Genomic DNA, 20096 nt, shown 5'->3' with positions numbered 1-20096 from the left:
ATGGCGGACGTGGACGTGATCCGTGTTATGGGCGGGGCCCGGCTCGCCGGTGACGTATCCGTGGTCGGCGCCAAGAACTCGGCGCTGAAACTGATGGCGGCAGCCCTGCTGGCCACCGGTCGCACCACGCTGACGAACGTGCCGCGCATCACCGACATCGCCATCATGGCCGAGGTGCTGCGCCGGCTCGGCTGCGACGTCGAGCAGGACGACGACCGCGTCATCATCGACGTGCCGGACGAGCTCGGCACCGAGGCCGACTACGACCTGGTGCGCCGCCTGCGCGCCTCCATCTGCGTGCTCGGCCCGCTGCTGGCCCGCCGCGGCCACGTCCGCGTCGCCCACCCCGGCGGCGACGCGATCGGCTCCCGCGGCCTCGACATGCACGTCGAGGGCCTGCGCCGGATGGGCGCCGACATCTCGGGCGAGCACGGCTTCGTCATCGCCACGGCCCCGAAGCTGCACGGCGCCACGATCTGGCTCGACTTCCCGTCGGTCGGCGCCACCGAGAACCTGCTGATGGCCGCGGTCCTGGCCAACGGCCGTACCGAGATCGACAACGCCGCCCGCGAGCCGGAGATCGTCGACATCTGCCGCATGCTCACGGACATGGGCGCCGACATCCAGGGCGCGGGCTCGTCCCGCCTCGTGATCCAGGGCGTCCCGGAGCTGCGCCCCGTCAAGCACCGCACGGTCGGCGACCGCATCGTGGCCGGCACGTGGGCCTTCGCCGCCGCGATGACCCGCGGCGACGTCACGGTCCACGGCATCGACCCGGCGTTCCTGGAGATCGCCCTCGACAAGGTGGTCACCGCGGGCGGCGAGGTCACCACGACCCCCGACTCGTTCCGCGTGGTCATGCCGGCCCGCCCGAAGGCCGTCGACGTGGTGACGCTGCCGTTCCCCGGCTTCGCCACGGACCTGCTGCCCATGGCGGTCGGCCTGGCGTCGGTGAGCGAGGGCTCCTCGCTGGTGACCGAGAACATCTTCGACGGCCGCTTCATGTTCATCAACGAGATGTCCCGCCTGGGCGCGGACATCCGCACCGACGGCCACCACGCCGTGGTCCGCGGCAAGGACCGCCTGTCGGGCGCCCCGGTGACCGCCACGGACATCCGCGCGGGCGCCGGCCTGGCGATCGCGGGCCTGTGCGCGGACGGCATCACGGAGATCCGCCACGTGCACCACATCGACCGCGGCTACCCAAGCTTCGAGTCGGACCTGCGCGCGCTGGGCGTGGAGGTCTCGCGCGCCGCGGCCCCGCCGGACCAGTTCGACTTCTGAGGTCGGGGGGCGCGCGTGCCCCCGCCTCGGCGCTCTGCCGGTCGAACGAAAAGTCGGGCGCTCCGCGCCACGACTTTTCGAACTTATGCCCCGGCGGGAGAAATTTCCGTTACGCCCGTTTGTCATGGAGGCGGCGCGTGACGCGGCACCGGGCACGCTGCCGTGCGCGGGTGCGAGGCGGGCCACGGTGCGGCGCGGGCCGTGGTGCGGCGCGGGCCATGGTGCGGCGCGCGGAGCGTGGCGCGCGGGCGCGGAGCGTAGCGCGGACGCGACGTGGCGCGGGCGCGGCGGCGGCGTGGCGCGCGGGCGCGGGGCGTGGCGCGCGGGCGTGGCGCGCGGGCGTGGCGCGGGCGCGACGTGGCGCGTGGCGCGGGCGCGGCGGCGGCGTGGCGCGCGGGCGCGAGGCGTGAGCCACCCCCGCTTTCATGGAGCTTCTTGATCATGGTCTGATGGCCGTGGGGAGGAAGATCCGTGGCACCACCGAAGAAATATCCCGACGAGCTGCGGCAGCGTGCTGTGCGCCTGTATCGGGAGTCGGATCCGAAGCCGGTGATCCGGCGGCTGGCAGCGCAGCTCAACGTGCATCACGAGGCGCTGCGGCACTGGATCCGCCGGGCCGAGGCCGAGGCCGGTGAGCGCACCGACCAGCCCACCAGCGATCTGGTGGAAGAGAACCGCAGGTTGGCGCGGGAGAACCTTGAGCTGCGGCGGGCGAACGAGATCCTGAAGGCGGCGAGCGCGTATTTCGCCTCGGAGCTCGACCCGACCCGGCGACGGTCATGACGTTCATCGACGAACATTCGGACCGCTTCGCGGTCGCGCTCCTGTTACGGGTCCTGCAGATTAGTTCTTCCACCTACTACGCCTGGCTGCGTCAGGCCGTCCAGCCGTGTGACCGAGATCTGGTCGACCGCGGGCTGCTGTCCAACATCTACGAGATCTGGACTGCCTCGGGCTGCACCTACGGCGCGGACCGGGTCCACCGGCAGCTGCGCCGCGACGGCATCCGCGTCGGCCGCAAACGTGTGGAACGGCTGATGGCGGACCAGGGCTGGCAGGGGGCGTTCCTGCGCCGCGGCTGGCGCGGTGGTTCCACCCGTCAGGACCCGCGGGCGACGCCAGCGCCCGATCTGGTCAACCGCCAGTTCACCGCGACCGGCCCGAACCGGTTGTGGGTCGCTGACGCCACCCGCATCCGCTGCGGCGAGGGCGTGTTCTGGCTGGCCGCGGTCCGTGACGCGTTCTCCAACCGGATCGTCGGATGGAAGGCCGGCGACCGCTGCGACACCGATCTGATCCTCGGCGCCCTCGAGTACGGCATCTGGTCCCGCGATGTGCGCGACGGTCAGCTGATTCACCACTCCGACCGCGGGTCGAACTACACGTCGTTCCGGTTTACGCAACGCCTGTCCGACAACGGGATCCTGCCGTCGATGGGCTCGGTCGGCGACAGCTACGACAACGCGCTGATGGAGAACTTCTGGTCCACCCTGAAGATCGAACTCGTCTACCGCACCTCATGGCGCACCCGGGACGAGGCCGAGAACGCGATCTTCGCCTACATCGACGGCTGGTACAACACCCGCCGCATCCAACGCGACCTCGACTACCACAGCCCCGACGAATACGAGACCGCCTGGCACCGCCAAGCGGAGCCAGACAACCTCACCCCTGCACCAACCGGAGGCAGGTAACCACCGCTCCATCAAAGCGGGGGAAGCTCAGCGTGGCGCGGGCGCGACGTGGCGCGGGCGCGGGGCGTGGCGCGCGGGCGTGGCGCGGGCGCGACGTGGCGCGTGGCGCGGGCGCGGCGGCGGCGCGGCGCGCGGGCGCGAGGCGTGGCGCGCGGGCGCGAGGCGTGGCGCGGGCGTGGCGCGGGCGCGACGTGGCGCGGGCGCGGGGCGTGGCGCGCGGGCGTGGCGCGGGCGCGACGTGGCGCGTGGCGCGGGCGCGGCGGCGGCGCGGCGCGCGGGCGCGAGGCGTGGCGCGCGGGCGCGAGGCGTGGCGCGGGCGTGGCGCGGGCGCGACGTGGCGCGTGGCGCGGGCGCGGCGGCGGCGTGGCGCGCGGCGCGGGGCGTGGTGCGGCGTGCGGGCGCGGCGCGGGGGCGTGGTGCGGCGCGAGGCAGGACGCGGCGCGGGGCGTGGTGCGGCGTGCGGGCGCGGCGCGGGGGCGTGGTGCGGCGCGCGAGCGGGGGTGCGGCGCGCGGGCGCGGGCGCGGCGCGAGGCAGGACGCGGGGCGTGGTGCGCGGGGCGAGGCGGCGGCGCGGTGCGGCACGACGCATGGCGCGGGGCGCGGCGCGCGGGGGCACGGGCGACGAGCGTCGAGGCGCTGCGCGAGCTGCGCCAGACCCTCGGCTCGCTGTGCGGCGCGCGGGTGCGAGGCGGAGGTGCGGCGCGGCGGGCTGCTGGCCGAATTACACACTCTAAGCCGATTTAAGAGTCGTCGGGCGAAAAATCCGACAAGTCGTGGCGCGGAGCGCCCGACTTGTCGCAAAAGCCGAGCCGCCGCTAACCGAGAGTGCGTGCTGCCGACAACTACGAGCTGATCAGGCGGCGAGCGCGGTCCAGCTCGTCGGCGAAGACCAGGATGCGCACCATGCCGTCCGGGCCGGTGGCCAGGGTGGCGCGGACGCCGGCGGTGCGGAGGCGATTGCGTACCTCGCGGGCGAAGGCCAGGTCGCCCACCATCGACACCGTGCGCAGCAAGCCGTAGTCCGTTGCGGGTGGTGGGGCCGGCGTCAGGGGGCTGCCGTATTTCAGCAGGCGGATGATGAGCAGCAGCGCGGCCAGGGCGCCGGCCGACGCGGCCCAACCCGCAAGGTACATGAGGGGCACATTTCACAGTCTGCCACCAGTTGATCACCTTTCGGTGGCGGATAAGGTCAACAGCAATTCACGACGGCGTGGAAGGGAACGGGACGAGCATGGCGGGTCGGCTGGCGGTCATCGGGGCGGGGCTCATGGGATCTGGGATTGCCCAGGTCGCGGCGCAGGCCGGGTGGGAGGTGACGCTGCGGGACCTGAACGACGAAGCCGTGCAGCGCGGGCTCACCGGCATCCGGGGGAGCCTGGAGAAGTTCGCGAGCAAGGGCGTCATCGCGGCGGAGGACGTCGACGCGGCGCTCGCGCGGATCACGCCGACCACCGAGCTCGACGCGGCGGCGGAGGCGGACATCGTGGTCGAGGCGGTGTTCGAGCGGCTCGACGTCAAGCACGAAGTCTTCCGGGCGCTGGACAAGATCTGCAAGGCGGATGCGGTACTCGCGACGAACACCTCGGCGATCCCGGTGACCCAGATCGCGACGGCGACCGAGCGGCCGGAGCAGGTGGTCGGGACGCACTTCTTCTCGCCGGTACCCGTGATGAAGCTCTGCGAGCTCGTGCGCGGCTACAAGACGAGCGACGCCGCGCTCGCCACCGCGCGGGCGTTCGCCGAGGAGATCGGCAAGACCTGCATCGTGGTCAACCGCGACGTCGCCGGGTTCGTCACCACGCGGCTGATCGCGGCGCTGGTCGTCGAGGCCGTCAAGCTCGTGGAGAGCGGTGTGGTCAGCGCCGAGGACCTCGACCTGGCGTGCAAGCTCGGGTTCGGGCACGCGATGGGGCCGCTGGCGACGACGGACCTGACCGGGGTCGACGTGCTGTACCACGCGGCCAAGAACATCCACACCGACACCGACGACCCGAAGTTCTTCCCGCCGGAGCTGCTGGCCCGCATGGTCATCGCCGGGGATCTCGGGCGCAAGAGCGGCAAGGGCTTCTACACGTACTCGTGAACCTCCACCGCCGCGGCCACGACCGGCAGCGCGGCGGGGACAGTGAACGCGAACCGGCTGCCGCCGCCGGGGTTGTCGGACACCGAGATCGTACCGCCGTGGCGGTCCACGATGCGGCGGCAGATGGCCAGGCCGAGGCCGGTGCCGCCGTACGACTGGCCGGTGTGCGCGCGGTGGAACGACTCGAACACGTGCGGCTTGTCCGCGTCGGGGATGCCGATCCCGCGGTCGGCGACCTCGACGCGGACCCAGCCGGGGCCGGCCGGCTGGGCGCTGATGTCGATCTTCGGCACGCGGCCGGGCTGCACGTACTTCAGCGCGTTGCCGACGAGGTTGTCGAGCACGTGGCGCAGCATCGCCGGGTCGGCCAGGACGCGGGGGAGCGTGCCGACGTACACGTCGGGCGGCACCCGCAGGTGGTTGACCCGCTCGGCGACGACGTCGTCGACGAGGCCGGCCAGGTCGACCTCGGTGGTCTTCAGCGCGGCGTCGCGCGCGGTCACGTACGCCAGCAGGTCGTCGATCAGCCGCTGCATCCGCACGACGCCGGCGCCGACCCGGTCGAGGCTCTCCGCGGCATGTTCAGGGCGATCCGGCAGGGCGTCGCGGGCCATCTCGGCGTGGGCGCCGATGACGGTCAGCGGGTTCTTGAGGTCGTGGGCGACGATCCCGGCGAACGCGGTCAGGTCGGCCTCGCGCGCGCGGGCCTCGGTGATGTCGTGGAACACCGCGATCGCCCCGCGCCGGCCGCCGGCGTCCAGGGGGCGGCCGCTCACCGACAGGAAGACCCCCTCGGGTCGCTCCGGGTTGCGGATGACCATCTCGACGCGGTCGGTCGACTCGCCGGCCAGGGCGCGCACCAGCGGCAGCTCCTCGGTCGGGAACGCGGTGACGCCGTCAGGCCGGAAGATGCCGTAGTGCTGCTGCCAGTGCTCGGCGCCGTTGACGTCCAGGGCGCCCAGCATCTCCCGGGCCGCCGGGTTGTGCACCAGGAACGCGCCCTGCTCGTCGACCACCCCGACGCCGTCGCTGATCCGCTCCAGGATGCCGTTGAGCAGCGTCACCTGGTGGTAGGCGGTGCGCTCGGCCGCGCGCAGCCCGGCGGTGGCGGCCACGACCCGCGCCTCGGCCCGGCCGCGGGCGCCCGCGAGCGCCCACAGCATCGCGCACACCAGCAGCGTCAGCATGGTGCCGCCGAGCCCGACGACGAACGGCAGCTCGGGCGCGGAGCCGCCGAGGCGCGCCGAGTCGGCGGCCACGACCAGGCGCCACTGCCGGTTGGCGATCGGCACGCGCACGGTGCGCGACATGTCCGGCCGGCCGCCCTGCGCCAGCGCGGCGACCCGGCTCTCCTGGCCCCCGCCGTTCTGCGCCCACAGCTCGGCGTCGGCCTGGCCCTGCGTGGCCCGGCTGAGCACGCCGCCGACGAAGTCCTGCCCGCGCAGGCCGAGCACGACCCAGCCCTTGAACTCCCGGTGCCCGCCGGCGTCCGGGGCGCCGTAGGAGGGTGTGGCGAGCACGAAGGAGAGCTGCTGGGACTCCGGCGGCATGGTGCGGTCGCGCAGCAGCACGTACGTGTCGGAGACGGCCGGGTTGCCGGAGCGGCGCGACTCGTACAGCGCCGCGGTCGGCTCGGCGGCCTGGGCGAGGTCGGTACCGGCCGGGAGCCCCGGGGTGTTGTCGAGGGGCCGGCTGAAGATGGTGTACAGGTGTTCGCGCCCGGCGCCGTCGGGCTTCAGCTGCAGGCCGGCCAGGCCCCGCTCGCGCCAGTACTGCTGGACCGCCGGCGTCTGCGCATCGTCCGCCGCGACCAGGAAGACCAGCGAGGTGGCCCCGACCAGCCCGGCGTCGCTCAGGGGCGCGGTGGTGGCCTGGAAGTCGTCGTAGGTGAGGTCGGTGTGCGTGCCGACGGCGGCGGCGATGGTGCGCAGGGTGTCGAGGTACCGGTGGATCTCGGCCCGCACGGAGGCCTCGGACAGGCCGGCGGCGCGGTCGAGGACGGCCGTGGCACGCTCACGCTGGCCGTCGTGGATGGCGCTGGCGGCCTGCCACGACGCGCCCAGCCCGAGGGCGAGCACGAGCGCGATCGCCAGCGCGCCGGCCACGCCGACCTGCCGGACCGCCTTGTGGAGCCGACCCGTCACCCAACTCTGTTCGGCAGGAGGACGCGGCCGTTGAGGGTCTTGCCACTACGGACGTCGGGATTCCTCGTGGGAAGAACGGACTGGCAAACGCAACTGGCGCTCGCTTCGCTCGGGCGCGCCGGGGGGTTCCCACCCCGGACCCCCCATGCTCGCTTCGCTCACACGAAATCCCGGTGTGCACGGACCCGAGCCATGGAATGGCTCTTAGTCTCTTTCGGTCCACCGGAACGTGAGCAGGCACAGCACCAGACCCGCCACGATCCAGCCGCCGAGCACCAGCGCGATCGTCCCGTGCTGCCAGGCGTGCGACGGCTCCTGGGCGGCGAAGCTGTCCGGCAGGAACACCGAGCGCATGCCCTGGGTCATCCACTTCAGCGGGAAGACCGAGGCGATGCCCTGCATCCAGCTCGGGAGGTCGGAGTACTGGAAGAACACGCCCGAGATGAACTGCAGCACGATCGCGACCGGGGTGACGACCGCGGGGCCGCTGCGGCCGGAGCGGGCCAGCGACGAGAACGCGATCCCGCACAGCGTGCACGCGCTGATGCCCAGCAGCGCCACCCAGGCGAACGTCAGCCACTTCTCGCCGGTCGAGGGCAGCTTCACGCCGAAGAACAGCGCGGCCACGGTGACCAGCAGGACCGTCTCGACCAGGCCGATGGCCAGGACCATGACGACCTTGCCGATGAAGTACGCCGCGCGGGGCATCGGCGTGCCGCGCAGCCGCTTGAGGATGCCCTTCTCGCGCTCCATCGGGATCTGGATCGCCAGGCTCTGGAAGCCGGTCGACAGCAGGCCGGCGGCGATCATGCCGGCCGCGAAGTACTGCGTGAACGTCACGCCCGTGGCGATCTCGCCGCCGAAGACCGCGCCGAACACGGTAAGCAGGATCAGCGGGAACGCGAGGGTGAACACCACCGACTCGCGGCTGCGCAGGAACTGCTTGATCTCCAGGCCGCCGCGCAGGAGGCCGAGCCGCAGCGTGTTCATTCGCCGGCGCCGATCATCCGCAGGTACACATCCTCGAGGCTGGGTCGGGTGACGGTGAGGCCCGGCACCTCGCCGCCGAACTGCTGGGCGAGGCGGGCGACGAGCGCGGTCGGGGCCTCGGTGCGCTCCGCCGCCGGGCCGTCGGGGCCGGTCCAGCTCACCGTGGCGCCGCCCTGGCCGCGGCCGCCCAGGGCCTCGGGTGTGTCGAGCGCGATGAGCCGGCCGCCGGCGAGGACGCCGACGCGGTCGGCGAGCGCCTCCGCCTCGTCCAGGTAGTGCGTGGTCAGCAGGATCGTGGTGCCGGCGTGGGCGAGGTCGCGGATGAGGCCCCAGAACTCGCGCCGGGCCTCCGGGTCGAAGCCCGTGGTCGGCTCGTCCAGGAAGAGCAGCTCCGGCCGGCCGATGATGCCCAGCGCCACGTCGAGGCGGCGCTTCTGGCCGCCCGACAGCGTCCGGGTGCGGTCGTTCTGCTTCTCGGCCAGGCCCACCCGCGCGACGATCTCGTCGGGGTCGGCGGCGCCCGGGTAGTAGGTGGCGAAGTGGTGCACGACCTCGCGCGCGGTCAGGTCGTCGAACTCGCCGGTGCTCTGCAGCACCACGCCGACCCGGGCGCGCCAGGCCGCGTCGGCCTGCTGCGGGTCGGCGCCGAGCACCTTGACGTCGCCGGACGTGCGCTTGCGGAAGCCCTCGAGGATCTCCACCGTCGTGGTCTTCCCGGCGCCGTTGGGGCCGAGGAGCGCAAACACCTCGCCGGCCCGGACGTCGAGGTCGACGCCGTCGACGGCGACATGCTTGCCGTAAGCCTTGTGTAGCCCGCGCACGGTGATCGCATCCGTCACGGCGACCACTATAGGCGGTGACAACTTTCACCGCGGCACCCTAGTTACCGTTCAGTAAGGTGCTCGTATGAGGCTCCCCGAGCGCGACCGCCCGTGGGTCATGCGCACCTACGCCGGCCACTCATCGGCCGCCGCGTCCAACGCACTCTTCCGTCGCAACCTGGCCAAGGGCCAGACCGGCCTGTCGGTCGCCTTCGACCTGCCGACGCAGACCGGCTATGACCCGGACGCCGAGCTGGCTCGCGGCGAGGTCGGGCGCGTCGGGGTGCCGGTCGCCCACCTCGGGGACATGCGGACCCTGTTCGACGGCATCGACCTCGCCCGGGCCAACACCTCGATGACCATCAACGCCACGGCGATGTGGCTCCTGGGGTTGTACGTCACGTGCGCCGCCGAGCAGGGCGTGCCGATCGAGCGGCTGGCCGGCACCACGCAGAACGACATCGTCAAGGAGTACCTGTCCCGGGGCACCCACATCTTCCCGCCCGGCCCGTCACTTCGCCTGACCGCCGACACCATCGCGTGGACGGTCGCCAACTGCCCGAAGTGGAACCCGGTCAACATTTGCTCGTACCACCTGCAGGAGGCCGGCGCCACCCCGGTGCAGGAGGTCGCGTTCGCGCTGGCCACCGCGATCGCGGTGCTCGACGCGGTGCGCGACTGCGGCCAGGTCGCGCCCGAGCGCTTCGGCGACGTTGTCGCGCGGATCTCGTTCTTCGTCAACGCCTCGGTGCGCTTCGTCGAGGAGACGGCGAAGATGCGCGCGTTCACGGTGCTCTGGGACCGGCTGACGCTGGAGCGCTACGGCGTCTCCGCGCGCTTCCGCTACGGCGTCCAGGTCAACTCGCTCGGGCTCACCGAGGCGCAGCCGGAGAACAACGTCCAGCGCATCGTGCTGGAGATGCTCGGCGTGACGCTCTCGCGCGACGCGCGGGCCCGGGCCGTGCAGCTGCCGGCCTGGAACGAGGCGCTCGGCCTGCCCCGGCCGTGGGACCAGCAGTGGTCGCTGCGCATGCAGCAGGTGCTGGCGTTCGAGTCGGACCTGCTGGAGTACCCGGACCTGTTCGAGGGCTCGAAGGTCATGGACGCGCTCGTGGCCGGCATCGTGGACGGCGCCACCGCCGAGCTCGAGCGGGTCCTCGAGATGGGCGGGGTGGTCGCCGCGGTCGAGTCCGGGTACCTCAAGAGCGCCCTGGTCGGCTCCCTCGCCGAGCGCCGCGCCCGCATGGAGCGCGGCGACGACGTCGTCGTGGGCGTCAACACGTTCACCGAGACCGAGCCGTCGCCGCTCAACAGCGCCGGCGCCATCGAGCAGATCGACCCCGCCGTGGAGCAGGCCGCCGCCGACTCGGTGCGCCGCTGGCGGGCCGGGCGCGGCGACGTGACCGCGGCCCTGGCCGGGCTGCGGGCCGCGGCCGAGGGCACCGGCAACCTCATGGCGGCGACGCTGGAGTGCGTCCGGGCCGGCGTGACCACGGGGGAGTGGGCCGGGCAGCTGCGGGAGGTGTTCGGCGAGTACCGCGCGCCGACCGGCCTGGGCGGCGCGGTCCCGGCGTCCGCCGGAAATCTGGAGCGGGTCCGCGCGCGGGTCCGGCAGACCGCCGACGACCTCGGCACCGGCCGGCTGCGCATGCTCGTGGGCAAGCCCGGCCTCGACGGGCACTCCAACGGCGCGGAGCAGATCGCCGTGCGGGCTCGCGACGCCGGCTTCGAGGTCGTCTACCAGGGCATCCGGTTGACGCCGGCGCAGATCGTGGCGGCCGCGGTCGAGGAGGACGTCGACCTGGTCGGGCTGTCCGTCCTCTCGGGCTCACACCTGGCGGCCGTCGCGTCGGTCCTGCGGGGCCTGCGCGCCGAGGGCCTCGGCGACCTGCCGGTGGTCGTCGGCGGCATCATCCCTCCCGACGATGCCGCCGCGCTGCGCGAGTCCGGCGTGGCGCGGGTCTTCACGCCGAAGGACTTCGCCATCACGGACGTGGTCGACGAGCTCGTGACCGTCGTCCGTGAGGCCCACCGTCTCTAATTCGGTCTCCACCCCTGTGCGGCCGCCCACTTCGCGGCCGCCTTCTCCTCCTTGCGGCGCTTGCGGCGGCGCATCAGCCAGCCGAAGCCGACGAACATCAGCAGCAGGAACAGCAGCACGATGACCGGCAGCACGATCGCCACCACCGACAGGGTGGCGCTCACCACGTCCTCGATCGTGCTGGCCACCGGCGCCCCGAAGCCGACCGTCGTGGCGTTGATGACCGGCCGCGACGCCGCCTTCATGCCGTGCACGCCGAGCGATATCAGCCCGCCGACGACTATGGGCACCCATTGATGGCTGCTGAAGAACGAGCCCGGATCGGTCACCGTCACCGTCTCGGAGCTCGACGCCGCGCCGAACGCGAGCCCGCCCGCGGTCGGGCGCACGAAGGTCTGGATGACGTCGTTGACGTGGTCGATCATCGGCACCTTGTCGGCGACGAACTCGATGGCCAGCAGCACCGCGACGATCGCCAGCGTCCAGCCGTTCTCCATCCACGCCCAGTTGGAGGGCAGGGTGATGAGGTCGGTGTATCGGGCGAGCAGGCCGATCGCCAGCAACGGGATATATGCGTTGAGGCCGGCCGATGTGGCGAGGCCGAGACCCGTCAATGACTCCAACACCCCTAAAGCATGACATCGAGGCGCCAGTCGCACCGGTTAGGCTGTCGGCCGTGCGTCTCGTCATCGCCAAGTGCTCGGTCGATTACATCGGCCGGCTCACGGCCCACCTCCCGCCCGCGACCCGCCTGCTGCTCATCAAGGCCGACGGCTCGATCTCGATCCACGCCGACGACCGGGCGTACAAGCCGCTGAACTGGATGAGCCCCCCGTGCCGCCTCGAGGAGGCGGAGGGCCAGTGGCGCGTGGTCAACAAGTCGGGCGAGGAGCTGCGGATCACGATCGAGGAGATCCTCCACGACACCAGCCACGAGCTGGGCGTGGACCCCGGCCTGGTCAAGGACGGGGTCGAGGCTCACCTGCAGGAGCTGCTGGCCGCGGCGCCGGAGACCCTCGGCGCCGGCTTCACGCTGGTCCGCCGCGAGTACATGACCGCGATCGGCCCGGTCGACCTCCTGTGCCGCGACGGCGCCGGCGCCACGGTCGCCGTCGAGATCAAGCGCCGCGGCGAGATCGACGGCGTTGAGCAGCTCACGCGGTACCTGGAACTGCTCGGCCGCGACCCGCTGCTGGCCCCCGTGTCCGGCATCTTCGCCGCTCAGGAGATCAAGCCCCAGGCCCGCGTCCTGGCCGAGGACCGCGGCATCCGCTGCGTGGTCCTGGACTACAACGCCCTGCGCGGCGTGCAGAAGGACGAGCTGACGCTGTTCTAGGTCGCCTCTCCCGGGCGCATCCACTGGTCGAGGTTCCGCCTCGGCCGCCGGACCACCAGGTCGCCGCCCCCGTGCAGCCGCCCGGACACCTCCACCCGGAGGGACACGGGCGTGCCGTCGTCGGGCTCGGTCCCCATGCCCGTGACGCTATTGAGACCGGGGCCGCGCGGGTATCCGCTTGGACGCACGCCCGGGTGGGCCTAGCCCCACACCCGGTGCAGCGCCGCCCGCAGCCGCATCGGCGGGTGGGACAGCCAGGTGCGCCGCCCCAGCCGCTTCGGCAGCTGCCGCCGGCGCCGCAGCGTGGCGACGACCGCCAGGTGATCGGCCGCCCACGCCCGCAGCGCGGCGCCACCCACCTGCCGCACGGCGAACCGGTCGCACGCGGCCTCGGCCCACCACCGCCAGGCGATCGCGAGGGCCGGCGCCCCGATCCCGGCGACCAGCATCGCCCGCGGATCGAAGCTGAGCATGACCCCGGTGAGCAGCCCCAGCCCGAGCAGCCCGGTGACGATCCGCCCCCGGCTGTCCCGCCGCGCGAGGTGCGCGACCTCGTGCCACAGCACGAACCGCACCCGCTGCGCGTCGTGGTCGGTGTGCTCGGATACGAAGATCCACGCCCGCCGCCCGCGCCGGTAGCAGCGATCGGTGGCGAACCCGCCCCCGACCCGCACCTCGAGCGAGCGCAGGCCGAGCCGCTCGAGCAGCGGGCCGGCGTCCGCCGGCAGCGGCACCACCGGCGCCGGGTTCGTGGCCAGCCTGCGGGTCGCCCCGCGTACGCGCACCGCCGCGACCCCCAGCGCCACGACGACCGCCCCGCCGCCGCCGGCCAGGATGATCTCGGGCCCGGCGGTGTCCCAGGCGATGGCGAGCACGATCGCGTACAGCCCCGCCATGAGCGCCACCCGCCCGGCGAGCCCGGCCACCCAGGCCCGGCGCCGCACCTTGCCCGCGCCGCGCACCACCTCCGCGAGCGCCGCCTCGGCATGGCTGGGCACGCTCTCGGGGCAGCACGCGTCGTGGTCGCCGCTCGCGAGCCCGGCCGGGTCGGCGCCGGCGGCCCGCAGCGCCCCGGCCCCTTTCGCGGTCCCCAGGACGCCGTCGAGCAGGTCGATGCTCGTCACGTACCGCCGCCCGTTCGCCGTCGCGCGCCGCGCCGCGGCCTCGATCGCCTCCCGCGCGTCCTCGGCGAATGAAACGTTCTGCGCCCCGTGCGCACCCTGGACCGGCGGCCGCAGCGCCTCGGCAAACGCCCCGAGCGCGTGGCGCGCGCCCCCTTCGGCCCCGGCGAGCCCGGCGAGCAGCAGCGCCCCGTCGATCCGGTCGGCCCCGCTCGCCCACGCGCGCTGCGCCGCCAGCCGCACGGCCTCCCCAGCCGCCCCGCTCAGCCGCATGGTGCCGGATCATCCCACACGGCCGAGGAAGGCCCTACCTGCTGCGGCCGTGTACCAGCCGGACCACGCGCAGGATCTGCTGGATGGTCTTCTCGGTCCGGTCGAACGTCGTGGCCGCGAGCACCGAGGGGCCCCGCCGCTTCACGATCGACTTGGGCCGGGCGAACTCGCGCAGCCCGTCGGCGCCGTGAATCCGGCCGAACCCGGAGTTGCCCACCCCGCCGAACGGCAGCGCCGGCATCCCCGCGAAGGTCAGCGTCGAGTTCACCGACGTCATCCCGGAGCGGACCTGCCGCGCCAGGTCGAGGCCGCCCGACTTGGAGAAGATGGCGCCGCCCAGGCCGTAGCCCGTGCTGTTGGCGAGCCGGACCGCCTCCGCGGCGTCGCGTACGCGCGCGACGGTGAGCGTGGGGCCGAACGTCTCCTCCTGCACCGCGGCCGAGTCCTCCGGCACGTCGACGAGGATCGTCGGGTTCACGAAGGGCGGCTGGACGGCCTCCGCGCCGCCGAGGACGGCGCGGCCGCCGCGGGTGAGGGCGTCCTCGATGTGGCGCCGGATGACGTCGATCTGCGAGGGCATCGTGATCGGCCCGATGTCGTCCGAGGCCGCCGGGCCGACGTTGAGCTTGGCCGCCCGCGCCACGATGCGGTTGAGGAACTCGTCGTACACGGGCTCCGCCACGTAGACGCGCTCGATGCCCACGCACGTCTGGCCGGCGTTGGTGAGGCCGCCCCACACGCAGGCCGAGGCGGCGGCGTCGAGGTCGGCGTCGGCGGCGACGATCATCGCGTCCTTGCCGCCGCACTCCAGCAGCACGGGCGTGAGCGACTCGGCCGCCGCGGCCATGACCTTCTTGCCCGTGGCCGTCGACCCGGTGAACGCGATCTTGTCCACCCCGCTGCGGCACAGTGCGGCGCCGACGTCGCCGAGGCCGTGGACGATCTGCAGGACCGGGTGCTCCGGGACGATCTCGGCGAAGCGGTCGACGAACCACTGCCCGACCGCCGGGGTGTACTCGCTGGGCTTGAACACCACCGCATTGCCCGCCGCCAGGGCGTAGGCGATCGAGCCCATCGGGGTGAGGATCGGGTAGTTCCACGGCCCGATCACGCCGATCACGCCGAACGGCAGGTACTCCAGGTACGACGCGTGCTCCTTGAGCAGGATCGAGCTGCCCACCCGGCGCCGGCCCAGCACCTTGCGCGCGTGCTGTGCGGCCCACGCGATGTGGTCGACCGCCGCGATCGCCTCCACCAGGGCGTCCGCCCGGGGCTTGCCGCCCTCGCGGTGCATGAGCGCGGCGAGTTCGTCAAGGCGGTTGGTGAGCACGCTGCGGTACGCCAGCAGGCGCCGCCGCCGCCCGGAAAACCCGAGCCCGGCCCACCACGCGGCCGCGTCCCGCCCCCGGGCCACGGCCTCGGTGAGATGATCGGTGGAGGCGATCGGGAAGCGGCCGACCTCCTCTCCCGTGGCGGGGTTGGTCGAGATCAGCGAGCCCTCGTCGATGGCGGGGACGCCGGGAGTTCGCGTGGCGGTCATGGCGCGAGTCTAAACCCGGAAATTACTCACGAGTAGATGTCGAATGACCGTGCGCCGCTGCGACCGTTGGGCACATCGACGACAGGAGGAACCCATCGTGAAGACCGAGAAGCTGTCCGTGCCCGGCGCCACGCTGTACTACGAGGTGCGCGGCTCCGGCCCGGTGCTGCTGCTGATCTGCGGCGGCATCTACGACGCCGAGGGCTTCGCGGCCCTGGCCGACGAGATGGCCGCCGACCACACCGTGGTCACCTACGACCGGCGCGGCGTCTCGCGCAGCCCGCTGGCCGGGCCGCCGGCCGAGGTGAACGTCGAGGAGCAGGCCGACGACGCGTACCGGCTGCTGGGCGCGGTCGGCGTCACCGAGGACGACCCGGCCGACGTGTTCGGCAACAGCTCCGGCGCCGAGATCGCGCTCGAGCTGGCCGCCCGGTATCCGGGCATGGTGCGCACCGTGGTCGCGCACGAGCCGCCCGTGTTCGAGCTGCTGCCCGACTTCGACCACTGGCGTTCGGTGATGGCGCAGGTGGCCGAGGTGTACCGCACCGCCGGCGTCGGCGCCGCACTGGGCACGTTCGGCGCGGCGATGGGCGGGAACGCCGACAGCAGGGGCGCGCCGCCGTCGCCGGAGTTCGCCGCCCGGATGCAGGGGAACCTGGAGACGTTCGTGGCGTACGAGATCCCGGGCTTCGGGGCCTTCGTGCCCGATCTGGACGGATTGCGATCGAGCACGGTGCGCATCGTGCCGGCCGTCGGCGCGGCGAGCACGGGGGAGCCGCCCAACCGGGCCGGCCTCGAGCTCGCCACGCGCCTGGAGACGACCGCCGAGGTGTTCCCCGGCGGCCACGGCGGCTTCGGCGACGGCGCCCCCTTCGGCGCCCGCCTCCGCGAGGTCCTCGGCTGATCCCGGAGGCCCTCGGCTACGAGGCGTGCTCCTTGATGATGCGTTCGGCCACGGCGAGGGGATCGGCCAGCCGCCCCTCGTCGTGCGCGTCGAGCCAGCGCTGCTGACCCGGGAAGAAGACGCCCGAGGCCGCGGCCCGGCGGATGTTCTCCTGCATGCGGGTGTCCATCTGGCCGGGGTCGATGTTGGCGATGCTGATCCGCTCGTCGCCCTTCACCTGCGAGGCGACGACGTCGAAGAAGGTCTCGCCGGCGGCCTTGGTGGTGCAGTACAGCGCCCAGCCGTCGATGATGCGGTGCGCCGCGCCCGAGGAGATGAACAGGATGCGGACCTTGGCGTCCGCGGGCGCGGCGCGCAGGAACGCGTTGGTCAGCACGATCGGTGCGGTGAGGTTGACGGCGATCGCGTTGGTGATGGCCTCGGTGGTGAGCCGGCCGACGGCGCCGATCGGGTCGACGACGGCGGCGTTGTGGATGAGCACGACCTCGTCGGCGTCGCGCAGGAACGCGCGCAGCGTGTCGTAGTCGGGCAGCCAGTGCGCGTCGGCGATGTCGGTGGAGAACAACGTGACGTCGACGGGCCGGTCGTCGCGCAGCTGCTGCTGCTCGGGGGTGAAGTGGCGGCCGACCGCCAGGATGCGATCGCCGCGGGCGTTGGACACATCGAAGAGGGCGGCGCCCAGACCGCGGGACACTCCAGTGATCACGACGGCACGCATGCGGTCACTCTATTCCTGTTCGAACCGCATAGGTATTGGCCTGTCGGGACCTCATTCAGATCGCCTGTGTGCCGGGCACGGATGGTCCCTTCGGTGCCCCGGCCTGACCAGGGCACGATTCGCCGAGCTTGCCGGCGATCGCGCCGAGCGCGTCGGCCAGGGCCTCGGTCTGGGCCGCGTCGAGGTGGTCGAAGATGAGCCGGCGCACGTCGGCGACGTGGGCCGGTGCGACCGCCGCGGCGAACTCGCGGCCGGCCTCGGTGATCCGGGCGATGCTGACCCGGCCGTCGCAGGCGTCGCCGGCGATCTCGACGTACCCGAGGTCGAGGAGCTTGCGCATCCGGTGGCTCAGCCGGCTCGGCGACATGTTCATCTGCCCGGCGAGGTCGGACAGGCGCAGCCCCTCGCCGGCGTTGCTCAGCGCGGAGAGGAGCCCGTACTCGACGTGGACGAGGCCGTGCGGGCGGAACGTCCGCTCGAGCTCCGGGAAGCCCACGAGCACGACGGCCAGCAGCGACATCCAAGCGCGGTACTCGGTGTCGTCCAGCCATCGTGGCTCGTCGGTCATGCCATCCATGTTGCCTTGATCTTGTCGGCCGGGGCCAACGACGCGTCCGATACGCGTCAGAAGCGCCCGATCGCAATGACGACGGCGATGGCGCCGAGGATCACGTTGAGGCCGATGACGTTGTACTCCTTGCTGCGCGTGTGGTCACCGATCGCCAGCACCATGATGATCGCCAGCCCGACGGCGGCCAGCGGGGTCAGGATCGTGGCGATCCCGGTCGCCCAGGGCAGGATCAGCCCGAGGCCGCCGAGGATCTCCATCGCGCCGATGAACTTCACGGTGCCGGCCGAGCGGCGGGTCACCCATGTCATGGTCCCCGCGAGTTTCTCCTTGGGCTGCGTCGTCTTCATGATCCCGGCGAGGATGAACGCGGCGCCGAGCAGGCCCTGCAGTACCCACAGGAAGATGTTCATGATGGCCTCCTAATACTTTAACCTTCAAGTTCCACGGATGACGGTACCGACGAGAAACTTGAAGCGTCAAGTACTGCCGAAGTCCCGACCGGCGGGTGATGGGGGCCCACCCCCGGCGCGCCCACCGTGGCCGCATGGAGACGTTGCAGCGTCGGTCCCCGTGGGTCACCGGCTTCGCGGTGTTCGCCGGCAGCATGATGCTCGTCATCGGCATCTTCCAGATCGTCGTCGGGCTGACGGCGATCTTCGAGCGCACCTTCTACGTGCTGGCCGAGAACTACATCTTCGGGTTCAACGTGGGCACCTGGGGCTGGATCCACCTCGCCCTCGGGGTGCTGGTCGCGGTCGGCGGCGGCGCCGTGCTGGCCGGGCAGCTGTGGGGGAGAGTCCTCGGCATCATCCTGGCGTCGCTGAGCGCGGTGGCCAACTTCCTGTTCCTGCCGTACTACCCACTGTGGTCGATGCTCATCATCGCCGCCGACGTGGCGGTCATCTGGGCACTCACGCGGTATGGCCGCGACGAGGCCGTCCTGCGGTAGAGGTGTGTGGGCCGGCCACATGTGACCGGCCCACAACCGATGCGACCATGCGGTGATGCACGTCACCACCCACGGGACCGAGTCCGGCCCGCCCGTACTGCTCATCCATGGCAACTGCTCGTCCTCGGGCTTCTGGGAGCCCCTCGTGCGTCACCTGCCGCCGCACTGGCGGATCGCGGCGCCGGACCTGCGCGGGTACGGCGACAGCCCCGCCCTCGGCGTGGACGCCACCCGCGGCCTGCGCGACTTCGCCGACGACGTGGCGCCGCTGCTGCGGGCGATGGCGGAGGAGTCGGGCCGGCCGGTCACCGTCGTCGGCCACTCGCTCGGCGGCGGCGTCGCGATGCAGCTGCTGCTGGACCAGCCCGAGGCCATCGGCGCGCTGGTGCTGGAGGCGCCGGTCTCGCCGTACGGCTTCGGCGGCACCCGCGACCTGGACGGCACGCCGACCACGCCCGACTACGCCGGGACCGGCGGCGGCTCGGCGAACCCCGACTTCGTGCGCCTGCTCGCCGCCAAGGACCGCGGCACGGACGACCAGGCCAGCCCGCGCAACGTCATGCGCGCGTTCTACGCCGCCCCCGGCTTCGACTTCGGCGCGGACGAGGAACTGCTCCTCGACACGATGCTCTCGACGGCCGTCGCGGAAGACCAATACCCCGGCGGCGGTACCCCCAGTGAGAACTGGCCCGGCATGGCCCCCGGCGAGCGGGGCGTGCTCAACACGCTGTCGCCGCGCTACCTCAACCTGACCGGCATCGTCGACGTCCCGGTCAAGCCGCCGATCACCTGGATCCGCGGCGACCAGGACGCGATCGTCTCCGACAGCTCCTTCTTCGACCTGGCCCAGCTGGGCAAGCTCGGCCTGGTCCCGGGCTGGCCGGGCGACGAGGACTGCCCGCCCCAGCCGATGGTCGGACAGACCAGAGCGGTGCTGCAGCGGTACGCCGAGCAGGGCGGCTCCTTCCGCGAAGTCGTCTACGAGGGCGTGGGCCACAGCCCGCACATCGAGCGCCCCGAGCAGTTCGCGGCCGTCCTGCGCGAGATCGTCGGCGACTGATTCCCCGGAAGTGCGGCGGGACCGGGTCTGCGGCACAGTGGTCGGTGTGGATCCGACCGACAGCAGCGGCCTGGTCTCGCTCATCTCCGCCGTCGCCGTCGTGGCCGGCGTCTTCGGCGTGCTCATCCCCATGCTCCCCGGCCTGCTGCTGTGCTGGGCCGGCATCCTGGTCTGGGCGGTGTTCGGCGGCCACGGCGCGACCGGCTGGGCGGTGGCCGCGGCGGCCACGGTGGTGCTGGCCCTGGGCTTCGGCGCCAAGTACCTGGTCCCCGGCCGCAACCTCAAGCGCGCCGGCGTCTCCAACTTCACCCTGCTGCTCGGCGGCCTGTGCGGCATCGTGGGCTTCTTCGTCGTACCGGTCATCGGCCTCGTCCTGGGCTTCGTCCTCGGTATCTTCCTGGTCGAGCTGGCCCGCCGCCGCGACGGCGCGCAGGCCTGGCAGTCCACGAAGCACGCCCTGAAGGCCGCGGGCCTGTCCACGCTCATCGAGCTGGCCACCGCCCTGCTCATGACCGCGATCTGGCTCGCCGGCGTCTGGCTGGCGTAGCGCCGGCTTTCGCGACCCTC

21 protein-coding genes are annotated in these 20096 nt (G+C 72.6%); 10 read left to right on the top strand and 11 right to left on the bottom strand.

The window, feature by feature from the left end:
• The 3 genes from murA (at position 1) to ACQEVU_RS43435 (ending at position 2978) form a co-directional block, all read left to right on the top strand.
• Positions 1–1284, top strand: coding sequence for a UDP-N-acetylglucosamine 1-carboxyvinyltransferase (gene murA, locus ACQEVU_RS43445; RefSeq protein ID WP_433334376.1), 1284 nt, complete (start codon positions 1–3; stop codon positions 1282–1284).
• Positions 1285–1755: 471 nt separating this feature from the next.
• Positions 1756–2067, top strand: a complete 312-nt coding sequence (locus ACQEVU_RS43440; protein ID WP_433322591.1) for a transposase — start codon at positions 1756–1758, stop codon at positions 2065–2067.
• The gene (locus tag ACQEVU_RS43435; RefSeq protein ID WP_433334204.1) at positions 2064–2978 is read left to right on the top strand and encodes an IS3 family transposase; all 915 of its coding nucleotides are present in this window, start codon (positions 2064–2066) and stop codon (positions 2976–2978) included. The genes ACQEVU_RS43440 and ACQEVU_RS43435 overlap by 4 nt, the downstream gene beginning before the upstream one ends.
• Positions 2979–3820: 842 nt before the next feature.
• Here the strand turns inward: ACQEVU_RS43435 and ACQEVU_RS43430 are convergent.
• A complete protein-coding gene (locus ACQEVU_RS43430) occupies positions 3821–4111 on the bottom strand; it encodes a hypothetical protein (RefSeq protein ID WP_433334374.1) in 291 nt (96 codons plus the stop codon).
• Between the two features lie 98 nt (positions 4112–4209).
• Here ACQEVU_RS43430 and ACQEVU_RS43425 point away from each other — a divergent pair, with 98 nt between their 5' ends.
• Positions 4210–5061 carry a 3-hydroxyacyl-CoA dehydrogenase family protein gene (locus tag ACQEVU_RS43425; RefSeq protein WP_433334372.1) on the top strand — a complete coding sequence of 284 codons (852 nt, stop codon included), beginning with the start codon at positions 4210–4212 and terminating at the stop codon, positions 5059–5061.
• Here ACQEVU_RS43425 and ACQEVU_RS43420 read toward each other — a convergent pair.
• The 3 genes from ACQEVU_RS43420 to ACQEVU_RS43410 all read right to left on the bottom strand — a co-directional run bounded on the left by ACQEVU_RS43420 (position 5046) and on the right by ACQEVU_RS43410 (position 9034).
• On the bottom strand, positions 5046–7205 hold the full coding sequence (locus tag ACQEVU_RS43420; protein WP_433334370.1) for an ATP-binding protein: 2160 nt from the start codon (positions 7203–7205) through the stop codon (positions 5046–5048). The two genes, ACQEVU_RS43425 and ACQEVU_RS43420, sit on opposite strands and share 16 nt — an antisense overlap.
• A 204-nt stretch (positions 7206–7409) precedes the next feature.
• Positions 7410–8195: an ABC transporter permease gene (locus tag ACQEVU_RS43415; protein WP_433334368.1), complete on the bottom strand. Its 786-nt coding sequence runs from the start codon at positions 8193–8195 to the stop codon at positions 7410–7412.
• Positions 8192–9034 (bottom strand): ABC transporter ATP-binding protein, encoded by an 843-nt coding sequence (locus ACQEVU_RS43410; protein ID WP_433334366.1) that lies wholly within the window; start codon positions 9032–9034, stop codon positions 8192–8194. Before ACQEVU_RS43410 ends, ACQEVU_RS43415 begins: the two co-directional genes overlap by 4 nt.
• Before the next feature lie 67 nt (positions 9035–9101).
• On the opposite strand from ACQEVU_RS43410, the gene ACQEVU_RS43405 reads away from it, so the two are divergent.
• Positions 9102–11057, top strand: coding sequence for a protein meaA (locus ACQEVU_RS43405; RefSeq protein ID WP_433334364.1), 1956 nt, complete (start codon positions 9102–9104; stop codon positions 11055–11057).
• Here ACQEVU_RS43405 and ACQEVU_RS43400 read toward each other — a convergent pair.
• A complete protein-coding gene (locus tag ACQEVU_RS43400) occupies positions 11054–11683 on the bottom strand; it encodes a DUF4126 domain-containing protein (RefSeq protein ID WP_433334362.1) in 630 nt (209 codons plus the stop codon). The genes ACQEVU_RS43405 and ACQEVU_RS43400 overlap by 4 nt on opposite strands.
• Positions 11684–11733: 50 nt before the next feature.
• Between ACQEVU_RS43400 and nucS the strand changes: the two genes are divergently transcribed.
• Entirely contained in the window at positions 11734–12393 is a 660-nt protein-coding gene (nucS, locus tag ACQEVU_RS43395) for an endonuclease NucS (protein WP_433334360.1), read from the top strand.
• Here nucS and ACQEVU_RS43390 read toward each other — a convergent pair.
• From ACQEVU_RS43390 to ACQEVU_RS43380, 3 genes are all read right to left on the bottom strand, one after another.
• Positions 12390–12530, bottom strand: coding sequence for a hypothetical protein (locus ACQEVU_RS43390; RefSeq protein WP_433334358.1), 141 nt, complete (start codon positions 12528–12530; stop codon positions 12390–12392). The two genes, nucS and ACQEVU_RS43390, sit on opposite strands and share 4 nt — an antisense overlap.
• A 63-nt stretch (positions 12531–12593) precedes the next feature.
• Positions 12594–13787, bottom strand: coding sequence for a hypothetical protein (locus ACQEVU_RS43385; RefSeq protein WP_433334356.1), 1194 nt, complete (start codon positions 13785–13787; stop codon positions 12594–12596).
• A 34-nt stretch (positions 13788–13821) separates the two neighbouring features.
• Positions 13822–15327: an aldehyde dehydrogenase family protein gene (locus ACQEVU_RS43380; RefSeq protein WP_433334354.1), complete on the bottom strand. Its 1506-nt coding sequence runs from the start codon at positions 15325–15327 to the stop codon at positions 13822–13824.
• 97 nt (positions 15328–15424) lie between these two features.
• On the opposite strand from ACQEVU_RS43380, the gene ACQEVU_RS43375 reads away from it, so the two are divergent.
• Positions 15425–16231, top strand: a complete 807-nt coding sequence (locus ACQEVU_RS43375; protein WP_433334352.1) for an alpha/beta fold hydrolase — start codon at positions 15425–15427, stop codon at positions 16229–16231.
• Positions 16232–16247: 16 nt separating this feature from the next.
• Here the strand turns inward: ACQEVU_RS43375 and ACQEVU_RS43370 are convergent, their stop codons facing one another.
• From ACQEVU_RS43370 to ACQEVU_RS43360, 3 genes are read right to left on the bottom strand one after another with little or no spacing between them, the layout of a single operon-like run.
• On the bottom strand, positions 16248–16949 hold the full coding sequence (locus tag ACQEVU_RS43370; protein ID WP_433334350.1) for an SDR family NAD(P)-dependent oxidoreductase: 702 nt from the start codon (positions 16947–16949) through the stop codon (positions 16248–16250).
• Between the two features lie 55 nt (positions 16950–17004).
• Complete coding sequence (locus ACQEVU_RS43365) at positions 17005–17517, bottom strand: MarR family winged helix-turn-helix transcriptional regulator (RefSeq protein WP_433334348.1); 513 nt, start codon at positions 17515–17517, stop codon at positions 17005–17007.
• A 56-nt stretch (positions 17518–17573) separates the two neighbouring features.
• A complete protein-coding gene (locus ACQEVU_RS43360) occupies positions 17574–17930 on the bottom strand; it encodes a DoxX family protein (RefSeq protein ID WP_433334346.1) in 357 nt (118 codons plus the stop codon).
• 134 nt (positions 17931–18064) lie between these two features.
• Between ACQEVU_RS43360 and ACQEVU_RS43355 the strand changes: the two genes are divergently transcribed.
• Genes ACQEVU_RS43355 through ACQEVU_RS43345 form a run of 3 tightly spaced genes read left to right on the top strand, consistent with a single transcriptional unit; the run spans position 18065 to position 20076 of the window.
• A complete protein-coding gene (locus tag ACQEVU_RS43355) occupies positions 18065–18469 on the top strand; it encodes a DUF7144 family membrane protein (RefSeq protein ID WP_433334344.1) in 405 nt (134 codons plus the stop codon).
• A gap of 55 nt (positions 18470–18524) precedes the next feature.
• Positions 18525–19529 (top strand): alpha/beta fold hydrolase, encoded by a 1005-nt coding sequence (locus ACQEVU_RS43350; protein WP_433334342.1) that lies wholly within the window; start codon positions 18525–18527, stop codon positions 19527–19529.
• Positions 19530–19575: 46 nt separating this feature from the next.
• Positions 19576–20076: a DUF456 domain-containing protein gene (locus ACQEVU_RS43345; protein ID WP_433334340.1), complete on the top strand. Its 501-nt coding sequence runs from the start codon at positions 19576–19578 to the stop codon at positions 20074–20076.
• Positions 20077–20096 lie beyond the last annotated feature (20 nt).

It is taken from the genome of Dactylosporangium sp. CA-139066 (genome assembly GCF_050936175.1).
GTDB lineage: Bacteria > Actinomycetota > Actinomycetes > Mycobacteriales > Micromonosporaceae > Dactylosporangium.
This window is presented reverse-complemented; position numbering and strand designations above follow the sequence as displayed.

What these genes read in the sequence shown, in the direction of transcription:
- ACQEVU_RS43430 (WP_433334374.1), bottom strand. Translation starts at nt 4,111, where the DNA reads ATGTACCTTGCGGGTTGGGCCGCGTCGGCCGGCGCCCTGGCCGCGCTG.
- ACQEVU_RS43360 (WP_433334346.1), bottom strand. Translation starts at nt 17,930, where the DNA reads ATGAACATCTTCCTGTGGGTACTGCAGGGCCTGCTCGGCGCCGCGTTC.
- ACQEVU_RS43355 (WP_433334344.1), top strand. Translation starts at nt 18,065, where the DNA reads ATGGAGACGTTGCAGCGTCGGTCCCCGTGGGTCACCGGCTTCGCGGTG.
- ACQEVU_RS43425 (WP_433334372.1), top strand. Translation starts at nt 4,210, where the DNA reads ATGGCGGGTCGGCTGGCGGTCATCGGGGCGGGGCTCATGGGATCTGGG.
- ACQEVU_RS43380 (WP_433334354.1), bottom strand. Translation starts at nt 15,327, where the DNA reads ATGACCGCCACGCGAACTCCCGGCGTCCCCGCCATCGACGAGGGCTCG.
- murA (WP_433334376.1), top strand. Translation starts at nt 1, where the DNA reads ATGGCGGACGTGGACGTGATCCGTGTTATGGGCGGGGCCCGGCTCGCC.
- ACQEVU_RS43405 (WP_433334364.1), top strand. Translation starts at nt 9,102, where the DNA reads ATGAGGCTCCCCGAGCGCGACCGCCCGTGGGTCATGCGCACCTACGCC.
- ACQEVU_RS43370 (WP_433334350.1), bottom strand. Translation starts at nt 16,949, where the DNA reads ATGCGTGCCGTCGTGATCACTGGAGTGTCCCGCGGTCTGGGCGCCGCC.
- ACQEVU_RS43350 (WP_433334342.1), top strand. Translation starts at nt 18,525, where the DNA reads ATGCACGTCACCACCCACGGGACCGAGTCCGGCCCGCCCGTACTGCTC.
- ACQEVU_RS43435 (WP_433334204.1), top strand. Translation starts at nt 2,064, where the DNA reads ATGACGTTCATCGACGAACATTCGGACCGCTTCGCGGTCGCGCTCCTG.
- ACQEVU_RS43390 (WP_433334358.1), bottom strand. Translation starts at nt 12,530, where the DNA reads ATGGGGACCGAGCCCGACGACGGCACGCCCGTGTCCCTCCGGGTGGAG.
- ACQEVU_RS43385 (WP_433334356.1), bottom strand. Translation starts at nt 13,787, where the DNA reads ATGCGGCTGAGCGGGGCGGCTGGGGAGGCCGTGCGGCTGGCGGCGCAG.
- ACQEVU_RS43365 (WP_433334348.1), bottom strand. Translation starts at nt 17,517, where the DNA reads ATGACCGACGAGCCACGATGGCTGGACGACACCGAGTACCGCGCTTGG.
- ACQEVU_RS43415 (WP_433334368.1), bottom strand. Translation starts at nt 8,195, where the DNA reads ATGAACACGCTGCGGCTCGGCCTCCTGCGCGGCGGCCTGGAGATCAAG.